5 protein-coding genes and 1 pseudogene are annotated in these 4,189 nt (G+C 62.8%); 4 read left to right on the forward strand and 2 right to left on the reverse strand.

The annotated features are described in order from the left end of the window. Positions 1 to 88 precede the first annotated feature (88 nt). Positions 89 to 619 (forward strand): annotated as a pseudogene (locus NS334_RS17870) (IS3 family transposase); the annotation flags it as partial. A 41-nt stretch (positions 620 to 660) separates the two neighbouring features. On the opposite strand, the gene NS334_RS15955 reads toward NS334_RS17870, so the two are convergent. Beyond that, the gene (locus tag NS334_RS15955; protein WP_241491997.1) at positions 661 to 1,548 is read right to left on the reverse strand and encodes a LysR family transcriptional regulator; all 888 of its coding nucleotides are present in this window, start codon (positions 1,546 to 1,548) and stop codon (positions 661 to 663) included. A gap of 110 nt (positions 1,549 to 1,658) precedes the next feature. Here NS334_RS15955 and NS334_RS15960 point away from each other — a divergent pair, with 110 nt between their 5' ends. From NS334_RS15960 to NS334_RS15970, 3 genes are read left to right on the forward strand one after another with little or no spacing between them, the layout of a single operon-like run. Continuing rightward, on the forward strand, positions 1,659 to 2,444 hold the full coding sequence (locus tag NS334_RS15960) for a DODA-type extradiol aromatic ring-opening family dioxygenase (RefSeq protein WP_058756942.1): 786 nt from the start codon (positions 1,659 to 1,661) through the stop codon (positions 2,442 to 2,444). Positions 2,445 to 2,465: 21 nt separating this feature from the next. Continuing rightward, a complete protein-coding gene (locus tag NS334_RS15965; RefSeq protein ID WP_058756943.1) occupies positions 2,466 to 3,311 on the forward strand; it encodes an SDR family oxidoreductase in 846 nt (281 codons plus the stop codon). A 57-nt stretch (positions 3,312 to 3,368) separates the two neighbouring features. Next, entirely contained in the window at positions 3,369 to 3,767 is a 399-nt protein-coding gene (locus NS334_RS15970; protein WP_058756944.1) for a DoxX family protein, read from the forward strand. An 84-nt stretch (positions 3,768 to 3,851) separates the two neighbouring features. Here the strand turns inward: NS334_RS15970 and NS334_RS18850 are convergent. Further along, the coding region (locus tag NS334_RS18850; protein WP_206542668.1) for a hypothetical protein at positions 3,852 to 4,189 on the reverse strand (338 nt) is incomplete at its 5' end.

The raw sequence follows: 4,189 nt of genomic DNA on the forward strand, positions 1-4,189 counted from the left end.
GCTGGTCCAGCACGTCCTTGTCGATTGCCATACCGATGGTCCCTTCCATTCCATCCTATGGCCTCCCGCACAAAATTCCTGACAGTCCCCGATCGCGCCGAACATCATCGACCAGGATTTCACCGCGACGGCAACCAACCAGAAGTGGGGCGTCGACATCTCGTACGTCTGGACACGGGAGGGATGGCTCTACCTGGCGGTGGTCATCGACCTCTTCTCCCGCCGCGTCGTCGGCTGGGCTGTCGGCGACCGGCTGCACCGCGATCTGGCGCTGGCTGCCCTGCGCAAGGCGCTCGTCATGCGGCGTCCCCCCAAGGGGCTCATTCATCATTCGGACCGCGGTAGCCAGTATTGTTCGGTGGACTACCAAGCCGAGCTGCGTCGCCACGGCATCCGCATCTCCATGTCGGGAAAGGGAAATTGCTACGATAACGCCATGGTCGAGACATTCTTCAAGACCATCAAATCCGAACTCGTCTGGCCCACCGTCTTCTATACCCGTACCCAGGCCGAGCAGGCCATTGCCCGCTATATCGACGGCTTCTACAACCCCGTCCGGCGCCACTCCGCGCTCAACTACACCAGCCCGGCGCAGTTCGAACAAACCGCGCCACGCTGAGCAAATGCCTCTCCATTTGAGCGGGGCAAGTCCACCCTTTTTCACCAGTCGTTGGCGATATTCGGGATCCGGCAAGCAAGGAAGTCCAGCCATGCCCTCACGCGCGCCGATAGCCGGCGTCGTGAATGCGTCACGGAATGGACCGCACCTAAGTCCATATACTCTACGCCAAGGTCCAACTCGACCAACTCTCCGCTTCGGATGGCATCGGCGGCAATGAAGCGAGGGCCGTAGACTAATCCCTGTCCCGCTACCGCTGCCCGCACCAATGCCTCGCCGTTATTGGCGTGCAGAGATCCCCGCACCGGCACATGCTGATCGCCATTGCGCCCAAATCTCCACACGGCAGTATCCGTCAGATTGCCCAGCGTGTAGCCAAGGCAATCGTGGTGTTCGAGGTCGCCGACGGTTGCTGGCGTGCCGCGTTCGGCAAGGTAGTCAGGTGAGGCACAGATCGAGAGCCGTACCGGTGCAAGGCGGCGGGCAATGAGGCTGCTGTCGTTCAACCGACCGACGCGGATCGCCATATCCCATCGTTCTTCGAGCAGGTCGACATAGCGATCGTCCAGCCCGAGCTCGATCCTCACGCCGGGATGCAGGCGCTGAAACGCTGCAGCAAGTGCTGCGATGTGCATCACCCCGAACGTTGCGGGTGCATTCACGCGGAGGAGGCCCTCGACTGCGCGGGACTGTGCCGACGCATCGGCCTCCGCCTCAGAGATTTCGGCAAGGATGCGCTCCGCCCGATCGAGGTAGGTGACGCCCGCATCGGTCAGCGCCAGGCGGCGGGTGGTGCGGTTGACGAGCGTCGTACCCAGCCGCGCCTCGAGCGCATCGAGATGCCGTGCCGCCATGGTCGGCGACATGCCCATCGCCCGGCTTGCAGCGGAGAGGCCGCCGAGACGGATTGCACGAACGAAGACCTCCATTCCTGTTAGCCGGTCCGCCACCTAACACTCCTGGTTGAAGGTCATTGTACGAAAACGATGATTATCACGGATCGGGTCAAGGTCCATATCGGCTGACGAAAGGATGCGACATGCGGCAACCGACCTTCTTCATCCCCCATGGCGGGGGCCCCTGCTTCTTCATGGACGATCCCCGCGGCATCTGGACCGGCATGGCGGCGTTCCTCCGCTCGTTGTCCGCAACCCTACCAGAGTCACCGCGCGCCGTGCTGATCGTGTCGGGGCATTGGGAAACCGACGGCTTCGCCTTCACCGGCGCGGAGCGGCCGTCACTGGTCTATGACTATTATGGCTTTCCACCCCACACTTACGAGCTGCGCTACGATGCGCCTGGATCGCCTACTCTGGCGGCGCGAGCTGCGGCCCTGCTTGTCGACGCCGGTATCAAGGCTTCGGTCGATCCGACGCGCGGGCTCGATCATGGCGTGTTCGTACCACTCAAGGTAGCGTTGCCTGACGCCGATATCCCGGTGGTGGAGATGTCGGTCGATCGCACGCTCGATCCCGCGCTTCACGTCGCGGCAGGGCGGGCGCTGGCAGCCTTGCGCGACGAAGGGGTGCTGATCCTCGCATCCGGCATGAGCTTCCACAACATGCGCGGCTATGGCGATCCGCGCTTCACTGCGCCGAGCCAGGCGTTCGACACCTGGCTGACCCAGGCGGCCGAACAGACCGGCGCCGCTCGAGCAGAAAGTCTAGCCCATTGGGAGAGTGCTCCCGCCGCCCGTCTCTCGCACCCAGAGGCCGAGCACCTGCTGCCGCTGATGATCGCGGCCGGCGCGAGCGAGGCGGCGGGCGAGCAGGTTTATTCCGAGAAGGTGTTGGAGACGATGATCTCCGGCTTCCGCTTCAACTGACATCCAACAGGAGTGAATGACATGACCATTGCCGTTACCGGTGCCACTGGCCAACTTGGCCGCCTCATTATCGAAAGCCTCAAGTCCAAGGTCGCAGCCGACGGGATCGTGGCGCTGGTCCGTTCGCCGGAGAAGGCCGGTGACTTGGGCGTAGAGGCACGCGCCTTTGATTATTCGCGCGCCGATCAGCTCGCTCCCGCGCTCGCCGGAGTCGACACGCTGATGCTCGTCTCGTCGAGCGAGATCGGCCAGCGTGCTGTGCAACACCGCAACGTCATCGAAGCGGCAAAACAGGCGGGTGTCGGCCGTATCGTCTACACCAGCGTATTGCATGCCGACACGTCGCCGCTCGATCTCGCGGCTGAGCATCGCGAAACCGAAGCCGCACTCGCCGAGGCGGGCATCCCGACCACGATTCTTCGCAACGGCTGGTACAGCGAGAATTATGCCGGCTCCATACAGGGCGCGCTGATGAGCGGTGCTCTGGTGGGTAGCGCGGGTGAAGGCAGGGTTTCCTCTGCCGCACGTGCTGATTATGCGGAAGCAGCGGCTACGGTCCTCACCAGTGCCGGGCATGAGGGCAAGACCTACGAACTGGCTGGCGACGTGGCCTGGACGTTGCCCAACCTGGCAGCGGAGATCTCACTCCAGACCGGCCGGGACATACCTCACAAGGACTTGCCCGAGGCCGACTATGCTGCCGTGCTGAAGGGCGCTGGCGTACCCGAGGGCTTTGCCCATGCGATCGCAGGCTGGGACGTGGCCGCATCGAAGGGCGCCCTATTCGACGACGGGCATCAGCTCTCGGCACTGATCGGGCGTCCGACCACCCCGCTTGCTCAGACCGTCAAGATGGTGCTTGCCTGATCCTCTAGGCCGGAGGCGACATCGTCGCGCTCCGGCCTTCATCTATGTGGAAAACCCATGTCCGCTTGGTCCCCTCGTATTCTCAGCGTTCTGCGCATCGTGGCCGCCCTCCTGTTCATGGAGCACGGCTTCATGAAGCTGTTTCACTTTCCGATCGCGCAGCCCGGCGTGCCCGATCCGCTGCCCATGCTCCTGGTGGTCGCCGCATTGCTTGAGATTGCGCTTGGCATTCTCCTGACGCTTGGCCTGTTTACCCGGATCGCGGCATTCGTTGCGTCGGGCGAGATGGCCATTGCCTATTTCCTCGGCCATCTTCCGTCCGGGTTCTGGCCAGGCGTCAACGGCGGTAGCGAGGCGATCCTCTACTGCTTCATCTTCTTCTATCTCGCTTTTGCCGGCGCAGGCGCGTGGAGCATCGACGCGGTGATCTCCAGGGGACCGGCCAATCGCGCGTGATTTCTGTTTCGGATTTTGCCGGCCCCATTCCACATGGCCAGCGTCAAACGATGGCATGCTGGACTGCCATCCTTAAAGTGAGTCCTACTGCTGCGGTAGGCCAGTGTCGCTGCTAGGAATTAAACTGAACGAATGGCCGAAGTTGGTAAGCGGGCAGGGGGCGTTTAATGACCGATTGTGGGTCTCATCGGCCACGGCGCGGCTGACCGTCGCCTGGCTCATTTCGGCCGCACCCGGGGGCCAGCGCTCTCCCAAAACGTGGTCGTTGGGACGCTCGCCACTTTCCCATTTCTCCGTCTCCATCCAGCCGTTTTGGGAAAGTGCATTCGGGAACAGATTTTGGGAAAGCGGGCGCGTCGAACGGCTGTGGTTGCGATGGGCGCGGCGGATTCCCGTCATTGGTTCCCAATCGGGAAAGCTCA

It is taken from the genome of Sphingomonas endophytica (assembly GCF_001476895.1).
GTDB lineage: Bacteria > Pseudomonadota > Alphaproteobacteria > Sphingomonadales > Sphingomonadaceae > Sphingomonas > Sphingomonas endophytica_A.